The following is a 16,468-nucleotide window of genomic DNA, read 5'->3' as shown; positions in this document are numbered from 1 at the left end:
CCTAACGCATCAGCACGAACACGGCGACCCCGAGTGCTTGCAGAAGGGCCACCGGGATGAGGACCACCCAGCCCACCTCGGCGAACCGGTCCATCCGCACCACGGGCAGCCGGTGCCCCGACCAGACCAGGAGCGCCACGACCCCGGCCGTCTTGACCAGCGTCCACGCCCAGTCGGGCAGGAGCGGTCCCGCGCCGCCGCCCAGGAAGAGCGGTACCGCCATCGCGGCCACGACGGCGAGGAACACGTACCGCCCGGCGCGAAGGACCAGGAGGTCCACCCCGGACAGCTCCGCGGCGGCTCCCCCGGCCAGGTCCCGGCCCACGGGTGCTCCGAAGGGGCCCCAGAAGGCCATGGCCAGCGCCGAGAGCAGGTAGACCGCGAAGGCCGCGGGCATCAGCACGGCGAACCAGACCTGCTCCTGTGCGGCCACGATGTCGCTCACGCGCAGCGATCCCGCGCCCAGGGCGGCGGCGGTCAGGGCGAACATGTGCGGCAGCTCGTAGGAGAGCCCCTGGATGAGGAACCGGTAACCCCCGACCAGGCCCCAGACCGAGTCGGCCCCCCAGCCCAGCATCCACAGCGCGGCCCAGATCACCACCTCCATGGCGTTGAACCACACGACGCCGACGGACAGGTCGCTGACCGCGACCGGGCCTAGAGGGATGACCAGCGCCGCCAACACGGCGGCCACCGGGACCAGCGCGCCTCCCAACCGCCACAGCAGCGTGTCCGCGCCGGGGATCGTCCTGCGCCGCTGCACCAGCAGGCGGGCCGACTCCCTCGCCGGAGCGGCCAGTCCCGTCCCCGGGGAGGTCCCCGCGGCCCGCGCTCGGAGGGCGGCCGCACCGGCGGCGGCACCGTAGCCGAAGGCGAACAGCAGCACGGGCACGATCAGGACGGTCCACAGCGGCGCGGCCCCGTTCATGCGTCCCGCTCCGGAGCGTGGACACCGACGGCCTCGGTGTCGAGGGCCAGGGAGGCCACGGTGAGCCGTGCCGCCGCCAGCTCCTGTCCGACGACGAGTTCGGGCACCAGGTCCAGTGCAGCCCCGGCGGTGTCGGGGCCGGTGGGAGCCGGTGCGGTGACGGCCGTGTGGGGCCGAACCGCCTTCTCGGCGTGTTCCAGCCAGCGCGACCAGCGGTCGGTGGCGTCGCCGCGCAGCCCCTCGGGGACGCGGCCGCCGACTTCTCCGAGACCATCGGTGGCCCAGCGCAGCATGCGTGAACGACGCACCGCGCGCAGCCAGCGGCGCAGTTCCGCCCCGGCTCGCGGATCGGGTTCGGGTTCCAGCAGCGCGTCGCGCAGCCGACGTCCGGTCAGGGCGGCCGCGGGCCATCCGGCGACGGACAGCAGGCACTGCGCCGCGTCCAGGGCGGCCGCCGCCGTGGTCCGCCGGTTCCGGTCGGCGTCCTCGTCCGGGGCGTCCCAGAAGGAGGAGCCCTCCCGCGCACCGAAGAGGCGGGCCCGTGCCTCCTGTACCACGTCCCCCTGGAGCACCACCCGCAGGGACAGCCCGGCGGGCCAGTCGGGCAGGGCCGGGCCGAGGGCGAGGTGCAGCCGGTCGAGGGTCAGGCCGTCGCGGTCCTCCCCCTGCTCAGCCATGGGCAGGCCGCCGGGCATGTCCTCATCGCCGCCGGCCTCGGCCCGTTCACGTGCGGCCCGATCGCGCTCCTCGGCGTCGCGGCGCTGGGCGGCGACGTCGAGCAGGTCGGCGCGGGCGCGTTCCAGAGCCTCGACCGCGCGCTCCGGGGAGGGGACACGCGCACACGCACGCGGGCCGGGCATCTGTCCCCGGACCCGGTCCAGCATCCCGTCGAGCTCGGGCACCACGGGGCCGCACACCACCAGGAGGTCGGCCTCAGCCGGGGCCGGCGCCCGGCGCCAGCCGCGCTCGCGCATGGCCCTCTCCACCGCCAGCCGCGCTCCGGTGCCGCCGATCGCCGTGACGACGAAGGCGCACGGCACCGTGCGGCGCAGCAGCCATCCGGTCACGTCCACCGAAGCGCCCCCTCCCGCCACGCGTAGACGACGGCCGCGACCAGGACGGCGAGGAAGGCGAACATCTCCACGACGGCGGGCGCCCCCTTGTCCGCCACGACGAGCACCCAGGGGTACATGAAGACCATCTCCATGTCGAAGGCCAGGAAGAGCAGTGTCACCGTGTACCAGCGCACGTGGTAGCGGGAGACCGCGTGCTCGGACACCGCCGCGCCCGAAAGGAACGGCTCACAGGCCACGGGAGGGTTCCGAAGGCGTACCGCCGCCGAGAGCGCGTAGAGCCCCAGGACCAGGGCGGCCGCGACCCCGGCGAGGACGAGCGCCGGTCCGAACGAGTCCATGTGCTCCCCTCCCCGCCGCGGGCGTGCCTCCCCCTCCTCAGCGGCGGTCCGTCAAGGACACGGCCCACAGCCCGGCCATCAGGCTAGGAGAAAGCAGGGGGCGAACCCGGGAGGGAAACGCGCGGAGGCGTGAATCCGCGCCGGAAGAGGGGTCAGTCGAGGACCTCGTGCCCGTACTCGCGGGCGACCTCCGCCACGGCGGGTTCGCCGAACCGGTCCACCATGGACCCGAACAGCGCGGCCTTGTCCGGCCCGAACCTGCTCACCTTCCGCGTGTAGGCCCCCGCGGTCAGGAACACCGGCGGGTTCGCCTTGCTGTGGAACTTGTCCGCGTACATCACGACCTCTTCCTCCAGTGTTCCGGGAAGGTAGTCGCCGACCGGGATCGGCAGGCTCTGCATGTGCACGTCGTCCCTGGTGATGCCCACCCCCGTGTGGCACGAGCAGAACCGGCACAGTGTCTCGGGGTACCCCTCCCCCGCCAGCAGTTCGTACCCGAGCACCCCGTGGCGCACGTACCGCGCGTAGTCGAGCCTTCCCGAGCCGTCGAAGAGGCGGTACACCCCGATGTCATGCAGCAGGCAACCCGCCCGCACCAGGTCCAGGTCCAGGGGGAGGGGGTTGGCGCGGGCGATGCGCTCGGCCAGCTCGCACACGATCCGACAGTGCGTGTACACGAGGTCGAAGGCCTCGCGGTCGGGCGCGTGCTCCAGGTGCAGGGAGCGGATCTCCCCGTCGGTCGGAATCTGCATACGGGGACTCTACGCAAGGTCCCGGCGCGGGCCGGCCCCAGGCCCGGCGCCGACGACGCCCGCGCGGACCCCGGACGCAACGGCGGGTCGCCGCGGCGGGGGCCTTCCCGGGGCGGGCGGCGGAGGTGTTCCGGGACATCTCAGGGAACTACCTGATGCCGGGGCGGAGACGTTCCTGGGATGCTGGCGGCGTGAACCCTCCGAGCGCGGCGACGGCCGTGGAAGAGCGCAGGCCCCACCTCCTCCTGCGGGTCGCCCTCGTCATGGCGGCGACCCTCCTGGTCTGGCAGACGATGGGGTGGATCAACGACCGCCTCCCCGAAGGGCCTCAGGCCGGGCTGCGGCACTGGGTGAACGCCCTGACCGTATTCGCCCTGGCCGTGCCCATGGTGTGGCTGGCCCGCCGCTACCTGGACCGGCGCCCCTGGGAGGGGCTCCTCCGGAGCGGACCGCGCCGGGGATGGGCGCCGTTCCTGGTGGGCGCGGTCTCCTGGCTGGTCCCGGGCCTGCTGGGACTGGCCGTGGTCGTGGCGCCGGGGTGGGTGGAGATCGTCCCGAACCGGTCCCCGGTCGAGACCGCCGCCACCATGGCGGCCCTGGTGGTCCTGGTGCTGTTGTTCGAGGCCATCCCCGAGGAACTGATCTTCCGCGGCTACCTGCAACGCAACCTCGGCGCCGCCATGCCGGGCTGGCTCGCGGTGTCGGCCCAGGCCGTGCTGTTCACCGCGTTCGGCCTGGCGCTGTGGGTCCCCGAATCCGGGTGGGGCGCGGTGTCCGAGCGGCTTCCGCTGTTCCTCGGTATGGGCGTGGTCCTGGGGTGCGTCCGCCTGGTCACACAGAGCGTGTGGGCCTGCGTGGGCTTCCACCTGGCCTTCCAGACCGCGGCGCAGACCCTGTTGAACGGTCACCTGTTCACCGTCGGAGGCGACCAGGAACTCCTGATGCCGGCGGTCTTCCTCAGCCCCTTCGTCTTCGGCGTCCTGGTGACGGCGCTGCTCACCCGGGAGCAGGGAAGCTGGAGTGGACGCGTCCCCGACCCGGCGCGGTGACCGTGCCGGGCCGGGGACCCTCCTCCCCCGCGCGGACGCCGGGCGTCAGTAGGACGAGATGTGCACGTGGTCGTAGTGGTTCTCCGTGACGCTGCCCCGGTTGTTCATCGCCACCCACTGGCGGTTGGTCGAGTGCCAGATCCGCTGTTCCCAGATGATGTACTTGACACCGAGCCGGTCCACGTTGTCGATCGCGTACTGGGCCATCGCGTTCCCCGCCGCGCGGTTCTCCGCGTTCGGATGCGTGCCGATCACCGACACCATGAAGTCGCAGGCCTGACCCGTACCGTGGTCGTCGTTGCTGCTGCGCGCGCAGCCCACCTCGTAGGGGGAGCCGACGTTGAGGATGACCTCGTCACGGATCGCGGCCATGCGCGGCGTCGCACCGTCGAAGCCCCACCCCTTGACGCTCTCGGGGACGGTGCCGCCGGCGCTTTCGTTCGACGGCGCCTCGGGCTCCTCCGGTTCCTCGGGGACCTGTTCGGCCTCGTAGCGCTCGATGGCCTCCTCGACCTCATCGCGCTCCTCCTCCAGGGTGTCGAGCAGCTCCTCGGCCTCGGAGAGCTCCTCCGCGGACTCCTCCACGAGTGCTTCCTTGTCCTCCTGGAGCTGGACGAGCTCGGAGATCTGGCCGGCCTGCTGGCGTCCCAGCTGTTCCGCGATGGCGGTGTCCTGGGACAGGTTCTCGGGGGAGGTGCTGAAGAACACCTCCAGCGCGGGGTCCAGGCCGGAGCTCTTGTACTGGCTGGCGGCGATCTGGACGACGTTGGAGCGGGAGCCCTCCAGTTCCTCCTCGACCTCTTCCAGTTCCTCCCGGGCCTGTTCGGCGCGTTCCTCGATCTCGGTGAACTGGAGGAGTTCGCCCTCGTAGGTCTCCTCCAGTTCTTCGGCCCTCTCGTTGAGCTCGTCGATGTCGACGTCGTCGGGGTCGGCATGGGCGGCCGACGGCGCGACGAGGACGGCGGCCAGTGCCAGCGCGAGGATCCTCGCGCCTGAGCGCACGCCTCGACGGGACGGGGCATCGGCGGGAGAGGGGGCGAAGGTCCGGTTCATGCGAGCTCCATGGGTCGTACCGCGAACGAGCCCGACAGGCGAGGGGCGAGAGGTTGGCGAGTCGGGGCGGAGGGAGCCCGGCGCCGGGGTGCCCATCGCACGGCACCAAAGGGAAGGTGCCCACGGGTCGGCGGGTGCTCAGGAGACAATACGAGATCAAGCCGTCATATACCTAATACCGGTCTTGTTACATGAACCTGTAGGCCCTCCTGAGGGGCCCGGGCGAGCCCGTGGCACTCGACACGGTGCCGCCCCCGGTCCACGGCGGCGTGGGAGAATACTCCGTCGGAGCAGAAGCGCCGCCGCCCCGAATCCTCCCTCTGGCATGGAAAGGACGCACGTCTTGCCCCAGGACCAGGAGCCCGCCGCTCCGGACAGCCCCCGCCCCGACCTTCAGTCGGACTGCTCGAACTGCTTCGGCCTGTGCTGCGTCGCCCTCCCCTTCACCTCGTCCGCGGACTTCGCGGTCGACAAGAAGGCCGGAGAGCCCTGTGGGCACCTGCGGGAGGACTTCCGCTGCGGCATCCACTCACAGCTCCGCGAACGGGGCTTCCCGGGATGTACCGTCTTCGAATGCTTCGGCGCTGGCCAGAAGGTCTCCCAGGTGACCTTCTCGGGCAGGAGCTGGCGGCAGGCCCCCGACACCGCCGACGGGATGTTCGAGGTGTTCCCGGTCATGCGGCAGCTCCACGAACTGCTCTGGTACCTGGACGAGGCCCTGCGGATGCCCGGGGCGCGCCCCGTCCACGCAGACCTTCGGCGCGCGCTGAACGGCATCGAACAGCTCACCCTCGGTAGCGCCGAGGCACTCGTGGACGTGGACGTGGCGGAGCTGCGCGGCGACGTGAACCCTCTGCTGCAACAGGCCAGCGAGCTGGTCCGGAGCAAGGCCGCCGGCCGCAGGAGGAACCACCGGGGCGCCGATCTCATGGGCGCACGGCTCCGAGGGGCCGGTCTGCGCGGGGCGAACCTGCGTGGGGCCCTCCTCATCGCGGCCGACCTGAGGGGCGCCGACCTGAGAACAGCCGACCTGACCGGGGCGGACCTGCGCGACACCGACATCCGCGGAGCCGACCTGTCCGACAGCCTCTTCCTCACCCAGCTCCAGCTCAACGCGGCCCGGGGGGACGCCGCGACCAGGGTGCCGCCCGCCCTCACCCGCCCCTCGCACTGGTAGGCCCGTACCTCGGGGTCAGTGCGGCGTCGGTCCGTCCTGAGCTCGGCGGACGGACACCACCGCGGCGGCCGCCGGTACGAGCGCGGCGGCCGCCGCGGTGACCCATGTCGCCGCGGTCGCCAGCGAAGCCGCGAGCGTGCCCAGTCCGATGGCGATCGCCGGGCACCCGGCGCCCAGGTAGAAGGCGAGGCAGAGCGCGCTCGTGAGGGCACCGCGCCGGCCTTCGGGCGCGGCCTCCTCCACGGCGGCCGCCGCGCCGCCGTAGGCCAGCCCGTGGCCGGCGCCGGCCACGACCGCCGCGAGCAGGGTGAGCGCCGTCGAAGCGCCCATGGACAGCGCGAGGAGGACGAGGCTGGCGAAAACGGCGGTGAGCCCGGTGAGCTGGGCGTCCCGTGGACCCAGCACGGGCACGAGCCGCTGGGTGAGAACGGAGCAGACCAGGACGGTACCGAGCACACCCCCTATGACGACCTCGCCGAAGGCCGACCAGTACTCGGGGGTGTCCTCGACGACGAGCCCGGTCACGCACACCGATGAGATGGCGGTGAACAGTGCGGTGAGGAAGGGGGCGGCCCCGTCGGAATCGGTGGCCATCGGCAGGGACAGCGCGACCGTGCCCAGCGTGATCACGGAGGCGAAGGCCCCGCGGTCAGCTGGGGCGGACTGGTCCAGTGGCTCAGCTGACGCAGTCGGCGGAACGGTGACGGGGTCAAGCACCGCGTCAGGCTCCTCAGCCGGGAAGGAGGCCGCGCGGAGGGTCCCGCGATCACGTGTCCTCCCTTCTGTCGGAACGCGGCCAGCGCCGTCGCCGCTGTGGGGGACCCGGGAGCGGAACCACTCCCGCGCGGCGGCGGGCGCACCGGTGTCGTTGACGGCGGCACGAACAGGTGTTCCCGGTACGGCAGCCGGTGGGTCCCGCCCGCTCCGAGCGCGGAACCCGGACAGGTACGCGGCCGACCACGTGTCATAGCCGAGGGGCCTCCCTTCCGAAGACCCACTTTCACCGGTCAGAACAGTACTTCGCGGCCTGTCCGCGCTAAAAGGGTGCTAATTCCCCCTCGTGCTCGCCATCCCTCCGGCGGCCTGCCTGATGGCCGCCCCACCGGCCCCGAGGGGTTCTGACGCCCGCCGCTGGTTGGCGGGCCGGGCTGCGCGGTGTCCGCGGAGCGGGTCACGAACCGTCTTCGGGCCGCCGGGGCAGCGGTCGGAGCGCCGTCGCGGTCGCGCGGATCGTCGACAGCGCGGACGCGATCACCGGATGGTCGCGGTGTCCCAGCCGTGTCGCGGCCAGGATGCGCCGGGTGGGAGCGGGCTCGTCGCTCAGCGGAATGCGCACCACCGGCCAGTGGTGGAGTCGGGCGAGCCGGGGCACGAGGATGATGCCGAAACCGTGAGTCACCAGGGCCATGCCGGTATCCCGCTCGTCGGCGTAGTGGGCGATGTTCGGGGTGAAGCCCGCGGTCAACATGGTGCTCATCCAGATCGGGGGCTTCGGGATCATGGCCCTGGCCACCGTGCTGTCGCTGATGGTGGGCCGCAGCCTCAGCCTGCGCCTGACCGTACGCACCCGGGCGGAGGCCAAGAGCCTCACCCTGGGCGACGTGCGCATGCTCGTCAGCGGCAAGCTCCTGAGCGGGTTCTTCCAGACGGTGACCACCCGCACCGCCGGGTTCAACACACTGGACTTCGGGGCGATGAACTCCCAGACCCTGCTGGCCACGGACGTCCTGATGTTCATCGGTGGCGGCAGTGCGGGCACGGCCAACGGTGTCAAGGTCACCACGTTCGCGCTGTTGGCCTTCGTCATCTACGCCAACGCGCGCGGCGAACAGACGGTGCACGTGGCCCACCGGCGCCTGGCGGCCAGTGTGATCAGCCAGGCGCTCACCGTGGTGCTGCTGGCGGTCGGGCTCGTGGTCGCCTACACGCTCGCGCTGCTCACCATCACGCCCTTCTCCCTGGACCAGGTGCTGTTCGAGGCGGTGTCGGCGTTCGCGACCGTGGGATTGTCCACCGGTATCACCGGAGACCTGCCCCCCGCTGGGCGAGGCGATCATCGTCTTCCTGATGTTCACCGGCCGGATCGGCCCCATCACCCTGGCCTCGGCGTTGGCGCTGGGCCACCGCACGCGCCGCTACGGATACCCCGAGGAACACCCCATCGTCGGCTGACGTCACGGGCGCGGGCCGGGAACCGCGGACAGGAGCGGTCCTAACCGGCCGCGGCCGCCTTGGTCCCGGCTCCGTGGAGACCGATGAGGGTGACGACCAGCGCAGCCGGGCCGAACGCGCTCCCGACCAGGAACGCGGCCGCGATTCCCGCGGTCAGCACATCCGGGGAGCGGAAGCCGCGGCCTCCGCTCCCCGGCCGGCCGCGCCGAACACCGCCACGAGCACCACCAGGCCAAGGGCACCGAGGAGGTAGCCCCCGGCGGGGTCCAGCAGGGTCAGCCAGAGCACGGCCAGGCTGATCAGTGCCACACCCGTGGCGGCGATCGGTTCGGGGCCGGTCTCGGGTACGAGTTCGAGGACGGTCTGGGCCCCGGCGATGCTCACCCACCACTGCCTCACGGGTGAGGCCAGCATCTCCGACGACCACGCGACCGGGGTCGTCGACGTCGTCCTGATGCGCCTGACCAGGGCCTTCCCCCGCCTTCGCCCCTCGGAGGGGCGCCCCGCGCGCGACCACGGTGCCCCATGAAGTACGATAATGATTATCATTACCATTGGCACGGGAGAACTCCCGGTGGGCGGCACTGCCGCCCACCCGCCCGGCTCCCCCACAGCAGGCCCCGAACAGGAATCCGGCACCAGGAAAGGACGGCCATGTCACGTGTATGCCAGGTGACGGGCAAGGCGCCCGCCTTCGGTAACGCCATCTCGCACTCCCACCGGCGCACCGGGCGCAGGTTCGATCCCAACATCCAGTCCAAGCGGTACTGGCTGCCCAGCGAGCAGCGCATCGTCAAAAGTCCGCGCTCCGCTGACGAGGACAGGGCCGCGGCCGAGCTGCGACGCCAGCCCAGGGACGCGAGCGCCACGCGTGTGCGCGACCGGGATTCCGTCGACGGCCGACCGCGCGGCCACCTGAGGCGCTTCGGCCTGTCCCGCATCCGTTTCCGCGAGATGGCCCACCGCGGCGAACTGCCCGGCATCACCAAGTCCAGTTGGTGACCTCGTATCCGAAGGACATCCGGCGGCATGCCCAGCCCTTCTTCCCCAGGGGCGGGGCGTACCGCCGGTGCCAGTGTGGGACGTCAGCGCACCTGTGGCGCCCCGAGAACCAACATGTCATGATAATGATTGTCATTGTTGAAACTCGCAGAAGGAGACCGGGTGCGGCAGACCCCCCACACGCAGGACAAGAGCCCGCCTTCCCCTGGTCGCGCCTCGACACCTGCGGCACCATCGCAAGTCCGATGGCTCGCCACACCGCGGGGCGTGGCCACGGCGACCGTGCTCTTGAGCCTGCTCCTGCTCGCTTCAGCGATCATGGCCATCGGACTCGGATCAGCGGTCGTGTCTCCCCCCGAGACGATGCGCTACCTGTGGGCCGCTCTGAGCGGAGGCACGATCCAGGCCGACGAAGTAGTCCGCTACCAGATCATCTGGCAGATCCGTACCCCGCGGGTTCTCCTCGCGGCCATCGTCGGCGCTGGCCTGGGTGCTGTCGGTGTCGTCGTCCAGGCCATGGTGCGCAACGCCCTCGCCGACCCCTACATCCTCGGCGTCTCCTCCGGCGCCTCCGTCGGAGCGGTCCTCGTCAGCACGCTGGGCGTGCTGGCGGTGTTCGGTATCTACGCGGTCTCCGCGGGAGCCTTCCTCGGCGCGCTGGGGGCCATGCTCCTCGTCTACCTCATCTCCTACTCAAGGGTCGGCATCACCCCCCTGCGCCTGGTCCTGACCGGTGTGGCGCTCTCCTTCGGCTTCCAAGCCATCATGAGCGTCATCATCTACCTGGCACCCAGCAGTGAGGCGACCAGCACCGTTCTGTTCTGGACCATGGGCAGTTTCGGTGCGGCCACCTGGGGATCGCTTCCCGTGGTAACCGTCGTCGTACTCGTCGGCACCACCGTGCTTCGCGGCCTGGCGCGATCCCTGGACGTGATGGCCCTGGGTGACGAGACCGCGGCGAGCTTGGGCACCGACTCCGGTCGACTGCGCAAAAGGCTCTTCGCCGCCACCGCCGTCATGACGGGAGCGATGGTCGCGGTGAGCGGAGCGATCGGCTTCGTCGGGCTGGTCATCCCCCACATCGTCCGCATCGTGGTCGGCGCGGACCACCGGCGCGTTCTGACGATCGCACCCCTGGTCGGAGCGGTCTTCATGGTCTGGGTCGACCTCGTATCCCGTGTGGCCGTGGCACCGCGCGAGCTTCCTCTCGGCGTCATCACGGCACTCATCGGTGTGCCGGTGTTCATCACCCTGATGCGCCGTAAGGGCTACCTGTTCGGAGGCCGTTGATGGATCTGCGTATCGAGAACCTGTCCGTGGACCTCGGCGGAACCGAGATCCTTCGGCACCTGGACCTGAGCGTGCCCGAGGGGCGGGTCGTCGGGCTGGTCGGCCCGAACGGGTCAGGCAAGTCCACCGCCCTGCGGTGCGTGTACCGGGCTCTGCGGCCCAGCGCCGGACGGGTGGTCCTGGGAGAGGAGGACCTGGCGTCCCTGAGCCCGCGAAGCGGTGCCCAGCGCATCGCCGCCCTGACCCAGGAGAGCGGAAGCGACCTGGACTTCACGGTGGAGGAGGTCGTCGCTCTGGGCCGAGCGCCCCACCTGCGCGGCAACCAACCCCTCAGCGCCCGGGAACTCGGCCTGTGCCAAAGGGCCATGGAACTGGTGGACGTGGCCCACCTCGCCCATCGGGGCGTACTCGAACTGTCAGGCGGCGAACGTCAACGGGTCCTGGTCGCCCGGGCTCTGGTGCAAGAGCCCCGGGTCCTGGTCCTGGACGAGCCCACCAACCACCTCGACGTCCGCCACCGGATCGAACTGCTGTCGTTGCTGAGGAATTCGGGGGTCACCGTCCTCATGGTGTTGCACGACCTGAATCTGGCCGCGGCCGCGTGTGACCGGATCGGCGTTCTCTCCGAAGGGTCCCTGGTCGACTTCGGCGACCCGGAGAAGGTACTGACGTCGGACATGCTCAAGAAGGTCTTCGGTATCGAAGCGGAAGTCGTCTCCCATCCCATAACGGGTGACCCCCAACTGCTGTACCGACTCAGGCTCCCCGTTTGAAGAAAGGCCACCGATGAAAACCCCCACGCATGAGGGCACCGGATTCCCCCGACGGCCCCTGCTCCCGATCGCCGCGGTTTCCGTTCTTCTTTCCGGGTGCGGAGCCGAGGTGGAGGGGGGAACGGGAACGTCCTCGACCGTGACCGTGCAGCGCTGCGGGCAGGAAGTGGAGTACACAGCCCCGCAGCGAGCGGTGGTGTACGAGGGAGGCAGCGCCGACAAGCTCTTCGCGCTCGGACTGACCGACCACGTCCACGGATACGTGCTGCCGCCGGCGAACCCCCCGGTAGAGGAGTCTCCCTGGGCTGAGGAGTACGCGAAGACCGAGTTCCTCAGCGACGACCTGCTCAATCGCGAGCTGGTCGTGGACGCCGAGGCCGACCTGGTGGTCGCCGGATGGAACTCGGGTTTCAGCGACCAGCGGGGCATCACACCGGAAATCCTGGACGATCTGGGTATCCAGAGTTTCATGCATGCCGAATCCTGCTTCAACTATCCCGGATACGCAGAGCACGTCACTCCTTTCGAGGGCCTTTACACCGACATGGAACGGCTCGGCCAGATCTTCGGAGTGGAGGAGAGGGCCGAGGACCTGGTGGCCGACTACCGGGCCAGGGCGGCGGTGGTGGAGGAGGAGGCGGTCGATGGCGAACCGGTTCCCGTGTTCCTCTACGACTCGGGGACTGACAAGGCCTTCACCGCCGGCAGCCAGGTCCCGCCCAACGACATCATCTCCCACGCCGGCGGGGAGAACATCTTCGGCGACCTGGAGGAGCGCTGGACCCAGGTGGGCTGGGAGGCCGTGGTGGAAGCCGATCCTGAGGTGATCATCATCCTCGACTACGGCGACCAGCCCGCTGAGGACAAGATCGAGTTTCTGAGCTCCTCCGCGGCCCTGTCCGAGGTGCCCGCCGTGGTCGAGGAGAACTTCTTCGTCCTGGACTACAACGAGGGGATCTCCAGCCCCCGCAACATCGACGGGTTGGAGAAGTTCGCCGAATACCTGCGCGGGGTTCAGCGGAGCTGACCGTCGGCTCCGCCGGGGGCCGGGGCCTGCTCCAGGCCCAGGGCCGCCACCCCTTTCGGAGGGCACACCGACGGTGTGGGTCAACGTCGGCTGGGCGGTGGCTGGACGCCACCCGCCCAGCCGACGTTCCGCGGGCGGCGCGCCAGGGCTCCTCCCGCCTGCCGCGCCGCCCGCGGCCTCACTCCATGGCGGTCAGTCCCGGCTGTAGACGGCTTGGGTGGGCGGCTCGGCCCGCCCCCACTTCATACGGGACCACGGAAGCTCCAGATCAGCGAGGTCACCGATCTCCTGGGGAGCGAACTCGGTGATGGGCGCTGCCTCCGCGTGGCGGGCGAAGACCGCGTCAACGTAACGGTGTCCCGTGTCGGCCGCGATGAACACGACGCGCCGGCCGGCTTCCCTCTCAGCCTCCCATCGCGCCACGAGATAGGTCGCTCCGGTGGACAGGCCCGCGAAGACGGCGTGTTGGCGCAGGAGGTCCACGCTGCCGGAGAGCGCCGCCCGGAACCCCAACCAGTGGATGGTGTCGTACAGGGTGTGCTCGACGTTTCCGAAGGGGATGGAACTTCCGACACCGGCGATGATGATCTCGCGGTCAGCCTTGGTGTCGCTTCCGAAGGTCACGCTGCCGAAGGGTTGGACACCGACCAGCTCGGTCCGGGGCGCTCGTCTTCGTAGAAAGGTGGCCAGCGCTCCTGTCGAGGCTCCTGAGCCCACGCCTCCCACCAGGGTCAGGGGGGTGTCGCCCAACTCCTCGTAGACGAGTTCGGCCACCGTTCGGTAGCCGAGATAGTGGATGGAGTCGTGGTACTGGCGCATCCAGTGGTAGTCCGGGTTCTCCCGGAGGATCTCCTTGACGCGTCGCACGCGCCGGTTCTGGTCAAGCCGTAGATCGTCGGAGGGCGGCATCTGTTCCAGAGTCGCTCCCAGGACCTCCAGCTGGACGCGTGTGGTGTGGTCGATGGTGGTGGAACCGATGATGTGGCACCGCAGGCCGTACCGGTGGGCCGCCAGCGCCAGCCCGTACGCGTAGATGCCGCTGGAGCTGTCCATCAGCGTCTCCCCGGAACGTACTACTCCGGTGTCGAGTAGGTGTCGTACCGCGGTAAGCGCGGAGACCACCTTCATGGACTCGAAGCGCAGGCATGCGAGCCCATCTCCCACATCGATCAGGTCTGGTCTGCCAACAGCGTCGGATACGTGCTCGTCCAAGATCGCTCCCCGGTGTACGGGTTGGGGGTGGAGAAGGTACGTATGGGGGGCAGCCCCTCCCGGCTCAGCCGGGTGCTCGCGGCCGCCAGCCAGGTCGCCAGGTCCGGAGTGGTGGAGTCGAAGAGGATCCCCGCGACGTTGCCGCTGTGCGCGACTTGAACACCGACCGCTCCGCACGTGCGTGCGACGTCCCGGAGAACCTCCAGTTCGGCCTTGGGCAGAACACGTTGGTTGAGGACGGCACTCTCCGTGCTGACCTGGCCCACCGCGGCCGCGTCACCCTTGGCGATGGCCGTTCTGAGGGAGGAGCGCAACCGCTCGTAGCCGATGGTGTCCTCGGGACGAACGGGGGAGGAGAGGTTGAGCGTGTTGACGGGCTGACCGGCGCCGGTCAGACAACCCACGACGACCATCGCCGGCAGGGCGGCGCCCAGGTTCTCCACCACCTTGCCCTCTCGCTGCGCGAACAGCATGGGGTGGTCCCCGTGCATGATCGGGTCGCAGGCGCTTTCGGCGGCGACCGCCACACGTGCGACGGCGGCCGGCTCCAACACCACCCGCGAGGCGGCGCAGACCGCACGGATCGCCGCGGTGACATCGCTTGTCGAGGACCCCATGCCCAGACCGCGCGCGGGCCCCCCGGTGATACACAGCCTCCCTCCGACCACGCGGCCCCCCGTCACGCGCACGCATTCCGCGAGGGCCAGCTGGGCCGCTCGCGCGGCCTTGACACTGCCACGGGGCTCGACGGACACGTGTGGGGGACCGCTGGTACTCGGTACGAACACGGCCTTGGTGAGGGGTTCGGCCATCGGGAGGGTGACCAGGGCCCGGCAGGGACGTTCGTCCTCGTCGGGGAAGACACCCTGGAGGATCTCGCCGTGGTGGCAGGTGGCATACCCGACCCCGGGCTTCACCTCTCCCCTCCCGAGCGGTACCGGTAGAGGGGGGTGGGGTCAGCGCTGAACTGGGAGAACGGGAAGGGTTCGGCCGACAGCCCGGTGACCCCCGCTCCGAGGAAGGCGCGTGCGACGGCACTGCCGCTCTGGGCATAGACCACCAGGGGGACGTCGCGTTCCCTACAGCGGTGCAGGATCCGGTCGAACGTTCCGTTTCCCAGGGTCATGCCCGTGGCCACGACGGCGTCGGCGGAGTCGAGCACCTCCTCCATGTCCGGGGTGACGGGGTCGCCCCACTGGGTGCGGCGTAGGTTCAGGTCACAGGGCAGGCACCGTCCGCCCCGCTGCTGGATGGCTGCCACCAGAGGGTTCACCACACCGATGAGGGCGATCGCGCGGCCACTCGGTTCTGGAAGAAGCTCGGCGATGGCCGCGTCCCGGGCCTGCGCGCGCTCCTCGGGCGTGCCCTGGGGGAGGACGACTGTTTCGGCACGGCCGTCCTGGGCGTGGGGGGAGGCCTGGGCCAGGTAGGCGTCCAGCGCGGCCAGCCGCAGGGGGAGGGGCCCCTGGGCCAGCAGGTCGCGTAGCGGGCTGCCCGAGAGCTCACCGCATACGGCCGGCTCCAGCTCTCCGGGCGTGAAGGAACAGGCGCCGAAGGCTCGTCCCACCCGGGCCAGAACATACTGGTTGAGGTAGGTGACTTCTCCGCCCGCGAGCCGTGTGCCGTGGTGGAGCCAGAACACGCTGGTGGCCACGGGCAGAGTCGGCTGGTCGAGCGCGGACCGGAAGAGTTCGTCGAGGTCTCTCATCGCTGGGTTCCCAGAGTCAGTTCGAAGAGGTAGGTCAGGACGCCGTCCTGCCAGTCGTGGCGGTAATGGACACCTGCTGTGAATCCGACCTCCAGGGCGTAACCGAGGGTGCGGCGCAGGTCCGCGGTGTTGGAGGCGATGAAGTACACCTGTCCCCCGGGGGCCAGCAGGCCGCGTTCGACGATCTGGGAGAAGAAGGCGTCCGTGACCGGGGTGCCCGCGCAGACGTTGCGGACGATGTCGGGGTCCTCGCTCACCGTCTGGCTCACGGCCGGGGGGTTGAAGGTGATGACGTCCACCCGTTCTCCCTCGGGAAGGCCGTCGAAGACGTCTGAGACGAGGGGGACGAAGCGGCCCCGCCGGGGCCGGGGCACCAGTCTCTCGTAGTTGTCCTCGGTGGCACGGACACTGGCGGTGTGCACGTCCAGCGCGAAGACCTGCCGTGCGCCGCGCAGGCCGGCGACGACGGCCTCCACTCCGAGGCCGGCGCCCATCGCCGCGTAGCGCCGGCCACGGACATCGATGTCGTCGTCAAGGATGCGCTGGTGAATCATGCGGCTGGTGAACCCGGGGAGGAAGACGCCCGGTGGCGCCACGAACTCCCAGTCGTTCCAGGAGTAGGTCCGGTACGTGTGCAGATCGGTCTTGGACTGGTTCAGCCTGATGATCCGCTCGGCGGGCAGGGGTGGGGGAAGCTGTGCGATCAGGGAAGGGTCCACGGGTTTTCCTTTCGGAGGAGTCGTCCTGGTCACCCTGGGGTCGGGGATCCGCCGGGGGTCTGCGGGTGTGCTGCTGTCCGAGCCTTCGTTCCACGGACATGCGTGCCCCCTCGTGTCCTGTCTCGAACTACCAAGGGGGTGGTCGCCCCTCAGCCGTTGCCAGTGGCGACTATAGGCGGAATGAAAATCATT

19 protein-coding genes and 2 pseudogenes are annotated in these 16,468 nt (G+C 70.2%); 9 read left to right on the top strand and 12 right to left on the bottom strand.

From position 1 onward, the window contains the following. Position 1: 1 nt before the first annotated feature. The 4 genes from AC0T5L_RS20310 to AC0T5L_RS20295 all read right to left on the bottom strand — a co-directional run bounded on the left by AC0T5L_RS20310 (position 2) and on the right by AC0T5L_RS20295 (position 3,094). Positions 2-928, bottom strand: a complete 927-nt coding sequence (locus tag AC0T5L_RS20310) for a complex I subunit 1 family protein (protein WP_476167035.1) — start codon at positions 926-928, stop codon at positions 2-4. After that, positions 925-2,001 (bottom strand): hypothetical protein, encoded by a 1,077-nt coding sequence (locus AC0T5L_RS20305; protein ID WP_476167034.1) that lies wholly within the window; start codon positions 1,999-2,001, stop codon positions 925-927. Before AC0T5L_RS20305 ends, AC0T5L_RS20310 begins: the two co-directional genes overlap by 4 nt. Continuing rightward, entirely contained in the window at positions 1,992-2,342 is a 351-nt protein-coding gene (locus AC0T5L_RS20300) for an NADH-quinone oxidoreductase subunit A (RefSeq protein WP_476167033.1), read from the bottom strand. Before AC0T5L_RS20300 ends, AC0T5L_RS20305 begins: the two co-directional genes overlap by 10 nt. 152 nt (positions 2,343-2,494) lie before the next feature. Then, positions 2,495-3,094 carry an HD domain-containing protein gene (locus AC0T5L_RS20295; protein ID WP_476167032.1) on the bottom strand — a complete coding sequence of 200 codons (600 nt, stop codon included), beginning with the start codon at positions 3,092-3,094 and terminating at the stop codon, positions 2,495-2,497. A gap of 191 nt (positions 3,095-3,285) precedes the next feature. Between AC0T5L_RS20295 and AC0T5L_RS20290 the strand changes: the two genes are divergently transcribed. Further along, positions 3,286-4,143, top strand: a complete 858-nt coding sequence (locus tag AC0T5L_RS20290) for a lysostaphin resistance A-like protein (protein ID WP_476167031.1) — start codon at positions 3,286-3,288, stop codon at positions 4,141-4,143. Between the two features lie 45 nt (positions 4,144-4,188). On the opposite strand, the gene AC0T5L_RS20285 is transcribed toward AC0T5L_RS20290, so the two are convergent. After that, positions 4,189-5,196 carry a VldE C-terminal domain-containing protein gene (locus AC0T5L_RS20285; RefSeq protein ID WP_476167030.1) on the bottom strand — a complete coding sequence of 336 codons (1,008 nt, stop codon included), beginning with the start codon at positions 5,194-5,196 and terminating at the stop codon, positions 4,189-4,191. 343 nt (positions 5,197-5,539) lie between these two features. Here AC0T5L_RS20285 and AC0T5L_RS20280 point away from each other — a divergent pair, with 343 nt between their 5' ends. Further along, positions 5,540-6,373, top strand: coding sequence for a pentapeptide repeat-containing protein (locus tag AC0T5L_RS20280; protein ID WP_476167029.1), 834 nt, complete (start codon positions 5,540-5,542; stop codon positions 6,371-6,373). 15 nt (positions 6,374-6,388) lie between these two features. Here AC0T5L_RS20280 and AC0T5L_RS20275 read toward each other — a convergent pair whose 3' ends face one another. Next, positions 6,389-7,090, bottom strand: a complete 702-nt coding sequence (locus tag AC0T5L_RS20275) for a hypothetical protein (RefSeq protein ID WP_476167028.1) — start codon at positions 7,088-7,090, stop codon at positions 6,389-6,391. Positions 7,091-7,544: 454 nt separating this feature from the next. Continuing rightward, positions 7,545-7,841 carry a LysR substrate-binding domain-containing protein gene (locus AC0T5L_RS20270; protein WP_476167072.1) on the bottom strand — a complete coding sequence of 99 codons (297 nt, stop codon included), beginning with the start codon at positions 7,839-7,841 and terminating at the stop codon, positions 7,545-7,547. On the opposite strand from AC0T5L_RS20270, the pseudogene AC0T5L_RS20265 reads away from it, so the two are divergent. After that, a pseudogene (locus AC0T5L_RS20265) lies at positions 7,807-8,545 on the top strand (potassium transporter TrkG); the annotation flags it as partial. The gene AC0T5L_RS20270 and the pseudogene AC0T5L_RS20265 overlap by 35 nt on opposite strands. 153 nt (positions 8,546-8,698) lie before the next feature. Here AC0T5L_RS20265 and AC0T5L_RS20260 read toward each other — a convergent pair. After that, positions 8,699-8,929: a hypothetical protein gene (locus AC0T5L_RS20260; protein WP_476167027.1), complete on the bottom strand. Its 231-nt coding sequence runs from the start codon at positions 8,927-8,929 to the stop codon at positions 8,699-8,701. Between AC0T5L_RS20260 and AC0T5L_RS20255 the strand changes: the two genes are divergently transcribed. From AC0T5L_RS20255 to AC0T5L_RS20230, 6 genes and pseudogenes are all read left to right on the top strand, one after another. Then, positions 8,922-9,074, top strand: coding sequence for a hypothetical protein (locus AC0T5L_RS20255; RefSeq protein ID WP_476167026.1), 153 nt, complete (start codon positions 8,922-8,924; stop codon positions 9,072-9,074). The two genes, AC0T5L_RS20260 and AC0T5L_RS20255, sit on opposite strands and share 8 nt — an antisense overlap. Continuing rightward, positions 9,071-9,331, top strand: a pseudogene (gene rpmB / locus AC0T5L_RS20250) (50S ribosomal protein L28); the annotation flags it as partial. The gene AC0T5L_RS20255 and the pseudogene rpmB, both read left to right, overlap by 4 nt. After that, positions 9,317-9,547, top strand: a complete 231-nt coding sequence (gene rpsN / locus AC0T5L_RS20245) for a 30S ribosomal protein S14 (protein WP_476167071.1) — start codon at positions 9,317-9,319, stop codon at positions 9,545-9,547. The pseudogene rpmB and the gene rpsN, both read left to right, overlap by 15 nt. 267 nt (positions 9,548-9,814) lie before the next feature. Then, positions 9,815-10,837, top strand: a complete 1,023-nt coding sequence (locus AC0T5L_RS20240; protein WP_476167025.1) for a FecCD family ABC transporter permease — start codon at positions 9,815-9,817, stop codon at positions 10,835-10,837. Next, complete coding sequence (locus tag AC0T5L_RS20235; protein WP_476167024.1) at positions 10,837-11,610, top strand: ABC transporter ATP-binding protein; 774 nt, start codon at positions 10,837-10,839, stop codon at positions 11,608-11,610. Before AC0T5L_RS20240 ends, AC0T5L_RS20235 begins: the two co-directional genes overlap by 1 nt. A gap of 13 nt (positions 11,611-11,623) precedes the next feature. Further along, the gene (locus AC0T5L_RS20230; protein WP_476167023.1) at positions 11,624-12,637 is read left to right on the top strand and encodes an ABC transporter substrate-binding protein; all 1,014 of its coding nucleotides are present in this window, start codon (positions 11,624-11,626) and stop codon (positions 12,635-12,637) included. Between the two features lie 192 nt (positions 12,638-12,829). Here AC0T5L_RS20230 and AC0T5L_RS20225 read toward each other — a convergent pair whose 3' ends face one another. From AC0T5L_RS20225 to AC0T5L_RS20210, 4 genes are read right to left on the bottom strand one after another with little or no spacing between them, the layout of a single operon-like run. Further along, on the bottom strand, positions 12,830-13,849 hold the full coding sequence (locus AC0T5L_RS20225; protein WP_476167022.1) for a pyridoxal-phosphate dependent enzyme: 1,020 nt from the start codon (positions 13,847-13,849) through the stop codon (positions 12,830-12,832). Continuing rightward, positions 13,807-14,766 (bottom strand): GHMP family kinase ATP-binding protein, encoded by a 960-nt coding sequence (locus AC0T5L_RS20220; RefSeq protein WP_476167021.1) that lies wholly within the window; start codon positions 14,764-14,766, stop codon positions 13,807-13,809. The genes AC0T5L_RS20225 and AC0T5L_RS20220 overlap by 43 nt, the downstream gene beginning before the upstream one ends. Next, positions 14,763-15,557 (bottom strand): Rossmann-like domain-containing protein, encoded by a 795-nt coding sequence (locus AC0T5L_RS20215; protein WP_476167020.1) that lies wholly within the window; start codon positions 15,555-15,557, stop codon positions 14,763-14,765. Before AC0T5L_RS20215 ends, AC0T5L_RS20220 begins: the two co-directional genes overlap by 4 nt. Beyond that, positions 15,554-16,276 carry a methyltransferase gene (locus AC0T5L_RS20210; RefSeq protein WP_476167019.1) on the bottom strand — a complete coding sequence of 241 codons (723 nt, stop codon included), beginning with the start codon at positions 16,274-16,276 and terminating at the stop codon, positions 15,554-15,556. The genes AC0T5L_RS20215 and AC0T5L_RS20210 overlap by 4 nt, the downstream gene beginning before the upstream one ends. Between the last annotated feature and the right edge of the window lie 192 nt (positions 16,277-16,468).

Source organism: Nocardiopsis sp. TRM 82005, from assembly GCF_056312425.1.
This window is presented reverse-complemented; position numbering and strand designations above follow the sequence as displayed.